The following is a 3,429-nucleotide window of genomic DNA, read 5'->3' as shown; positions in this document are numbered from 1 at the left end:
CCACCTAGATCTACCCGTCCACTTGTTCGTCGGCAGCGTCAGTTGTTTATACGAGCCCGCGTGTGCCCCGTTTGCCCCCACCCCCCGGCGCCCGCCCGAATGGGCGGCCGCCTTTTGCGGGAACCGCAGTTTCCCGTCCCCGGTGCGCCGCGCACCTACCGGCAAAGGCCGTGCCTCCCCGGGAGCACTCCCGGGACGGTTCCGGAGGCTCGCCGGCAGAGGCATTGCGCCCGCGGCGCGGCGGCGGGCGGGATGCTGTCGGCTTGTCCGCTGATCCGTGAAACGGGCGCCGCCGACTTTGGCCGAAGGCCAACCGGAGGCGGCGCTGGGGGTCAAGGGGGCGCAGCCCCCTGCGGCTTCTTTCCCCTATTTCTTGGGCGGCCAAGAAATAGGGCCGCCCGCCGGGGCGGGACCCGGCAGCTCCGCCGCTCCCCGAGCGGCAGCCCCTTGGAAAATTCTAGGCCCTCCGCAGGAGAAAAGGTTGACATTTCCCGCCCTCTGCTGTATTATTGTATTGATAGAATAACACACATAACACAAGCGGAGGTATCTTGATGAAACGTGTTTTTGCAACCGCGGCGGCGGTTCTCTTCGCCGCGCTGACGCTCGCCTCCTGCATGTTCCTCCCGCCCCATGCGGGCGGCTCTGCGGCAGGCGGAAATGCAAGCGATCCTGGCGCGTCCGCCGGCTCCGCGGAGGACGGAGCGGCTTCCGGGAGCCTCTTCGGCGCAGGGGAAGCCGCCTCTGAAGCGGGCGCGGCTTCCGCCGCGCCGGGGGACGACGGCTATGTCGCCGAGGCCAACCGGATCGCGATGGAGTTTGTCGACGGCCCGACCGGCCGCTACCTGAAGGGGGAGCTCTCCGAGGACGCGTTCAAGGCCGAGGCCGCCGCCGCGCGGGACGCCCTTCTGGATAACGCGCGGGAGGCGCTCACGGCGCTCGGCTTCTCGGGCGCGGAGCTGGAGGAGCTGATGGCGGCGGAGACCGAGATGATCGGCGACGTCTATCTCTGCGTCGAGGACGTGATGAGGCCGGCCAGAGAGCTGGCCGCGCTCGAGGACACCACCTACGGGGAAGACAACCCGTTCGGCGCGTTCAAGGACGTCATGGGCCCGATCGGCGAGCTGACCGCCGCCGGAAAAAAGTGGGCGGGCGTCCTCCGTGCGGATCAGGCGGCGCTCGAGGCGCTTGAAAGCCGGTATGCCGGGCGGCTTCCCGCGGGCTACCTCATTGCGCTGACCTCCAAGACCCAGGCCGACCAGTACGCGGACGACCTCGACATGGGGGATTTCTCCTCCCTCTTCCCGCAGGGTTGACCCTTCCCCGCGTGTGACCGAACCCAACCACCCCGCGCCACAGGATTGGAGGCTTTCCGATGAAACGCGCCACTCTGCTTTTGGCCGCGGCCCTCATTGCCGCGCTCTCCCTGACCTCCTGCGCCCACCTGGGGATCTCGACGCCCCAGCCCAACCAGGAGGTCCCCTGGAAGGACGAGACCGCCGCCGCGTTCGGGGAAATCGCCGGCGGGAGCGTCACCTCCGCCGTGACCGACGGGGGAATCGGCGTGGTCACGCGCGATTCAAGGGTGCACGGGCAGGCGGCGGTCCTCTACCTCGACATGAAGGAGGACGCCGGCGTGTCCGTCTCCTGTCGGATCACCGGCGCGAGTCGGGCGGTCAAGCTCTCCTACCGGGCCCCCGACGGGAGCGTGACCACGCTGGCCGGGACGAAAAAGGAGACGGAGGCGGAGGGGGTTTCCCTCTCCCTCCAGGCGGGGCTCGGCGCGCTGGTGCTCGAGGGCAACGCCTCCTGCACCCTCCGGCTCACCGTGGCGGGGCTCGACCCCGAAACGGTCCGTTACGTCAACTCCCTCTCCCCCGGAACCCCCGGCGCGGAAAGCCTCCTCGACCGGGAACCCGGGGAGAAGCTCCCCACGCTCGACGAGCTGGCGGAGGCGCTCGAATCCCTCCCCTGACCGCGAAAAATCCAAAACAGGCCGCGTATCGCACGATACGCGGCCTGTTTTTCGTCCGCCGTCAGCCGGGGAAAACGCCGTCGATGGCCAGCTCGGTGAGGCCCTCCATGTAGTTTTCCTCGAACTCGGTGGTGAAGTGCAGCTCGGGCATGCTGCCCGTGGGGTACTCCTGCGTGAAGTGGAAGCGCGGCACCGAGTGGGCCGGGAACCGCTCCCGCACGAACGCCCGGACCGCCTCGCGGTCGACGGGGATCTGCCGGTCGTGGCTGATCACGAGGAAGCGGGGGTTGACGACCGAGATGATCGCCGCCACCTGGCTTTTGATCTGGTCGGTCAGGCTTTCCTGCGGCGGCCAGACGTTGGCGACCTCGCCCGCGAAGCCCGAGAAGCCGTTGACGATCTTACCGTCCACGATGATCCCCGAGCCGGGGCCGGTGCGGTTCTGGAAGAGGTAGGCCATGCTGTCGTTTTTGAGCGACACCTCGATATGCCGCCGGAAAAAGCCGAACGCCATCGCGTTCACGTCGTTGACCGCCTCGACCGGGAGCTGGCAGCGCTTTTCAAGCTCGCCCGCCACGTCGCTCCCCACGAGGTAAAAGTCCGCCTGGGAGATGTAGAGCAGCCGTCCGTCGAGCACGGTGCCCGACATGCCCAGCTCGATCAGCCGGATGTTCGGGAACCGCCCGCGCACGTCGCTGACCAGCTCCGCCATCCGCGCGATGTGGGTCTGCCCCACGACGGGCAGGCTCCCCTCCTCCTTCGTCCTGCGCGCGAGGTTGACCACCCGGTACTGGAGCCGGTCCAGAGTCAGGATGATCGCCAGCACGTAGGTGTGGTCGTAGTTGAGGCGGTACTTTTCCCCGCTGCGCCCACCGAGGGAATCCTCCTTGCCCGCGCTCTCTGCCTCCCCCCGCGCGGCCATGTCCGCCAGCACCTTGGCGACCGTCGGGTGGCTGAGCCCCAGCCCGCCCGCGATGTCCATCTTGGTGCATTCGCCGTATTCCATCAGGAACCGTTTGACCAGTTTCTCGTTGCTCTCGCGCATGTCCGCCGCGCGGAAGCCCTCCATGTTCGCCATATCGCAAAGCCCCTTTCCAAAGACCGCCGGCTGTTGTGGGTTTCCTTCCGGCTTTAGGATAACACAACGCGGGAAGTTTTGCAATATGTTTTCAAAATAATTTTCGTAAATGTTTTGAAATCATGTTTGTTTCTTCTGCCCGTCCGCCCAGACCACCCCGCAGACCGCCCGCGCGCCCGCCTTTTTTGCCCCGCGCAGCGCTCTGCGGGCCTCCCGGGCGCTCTGTGCCGTCACCACAAGCCCGGCCGACAGCATCGCGGCCTCCCCCGCCTTTGCGACCGGGAAAAGCACCCGCCCGTACCGCGTCTCCGCCCAGAGCAGCAGGGCGGAGAGCGCCTCCGGCGTCAAGGCGGCGGGCCCCTCCCCCACCGGCAGC

4 protein-coding genes are annotated in these 3,429 nt (G+C 67.4%); 2 read left to right on the top strand and 2 right to left on the bottom strand.

Going from position 1 to position 3,429, the window contains the following annotated elements:
• Positions 1 to 554: 554 nt before the first annotated feature.
• The gene (locus RCI06_RS09445; protein ID WP_288234677.1) at positions 555 to 1,316 is read left to right on the top strand and encodes a hypothetical protein; all 762 of its coding nucleotides are present in this window, start codon (positions 555 to 557) and stop codon (positions 1,314 to 1,316) included.
• 59 nt (positions 1,317 to 1,375) lie between these two features.
• Positions 1,376 to 1,975, top strand: coding sequence for a hypothetical protein (locus RCI06_RS09440; protein ID WP_101548062.1), 600 nt, complete (start codon positions 1,376 to 1,378; stop codon positions 1,973 to 1,975).
• 61 nt (positions 1,976 to 2,036) lie between these two features.
• Here RCI06_RS09440 and RCI06_RS09435 read toward each other — a convergent pair whose 3' ends face one another.
• The gene (locus tag RCI06_RS09435; protein ID WP_306575762.1) at positions 2,037 to 3,053 is read right to left on the bottom strand and encodes an ROK family protein; all 1,017 of its coding nucleotides are present in this window, start codon (positions 3,051 to 3,053) and stop codon (positions 2,037 to 2,039) included.
• A gap of 120 nt (positions 3,054 to 3,173) precedes the next feature.
• A partial coding sequence (locus RCI06_RS09430) for a hypothetical protein (RefSeq protein WP_306575759.1) occupies positions 3,174 to 3,429 on the bottom strand: 256 nt, incomplete at its 5' end.

The sequence above is a fragment of the Anaerotruncus massiliensis (ex Togo et al. 2026) genome (assembly GCF_030825285.1).
Lineage (GTDB): Bacteria > Bacillota > Clostridia > Oscillospirales > Ruminococcaceae > Anaerotruncus > Anaerotruncus massiliensis.
The sequence above is the reverse complement of the archived record's forward strand: the minus strand, read 5'-3'. Positions and strand labels throughout refer to the sequence as shown.

Coding starts and splice junctions, on each gene's coding strand:
- RCI06_RS09435 (WP_306575762.1), bottom strand. CDS start 3,053: ATGGCGAACATGGAGGGCTTCCGCGCGGCGGACATGCGCGAGAGCAAC.
- RCI06_RS09445 (WP_288234677.1), top strand. CDS start 555: ATGAAACGTGTTTTTGCAACCGCGGCGGCGGTTCTCTTCGCCGCGCTG.
- RCI06_RS09440 (WP_101548062.1), top strand. CDS start 1,376: ATGAAACGCGCCACTCTGCTTTTGGCCGCGGCCCTCATTGCCGCGCTC.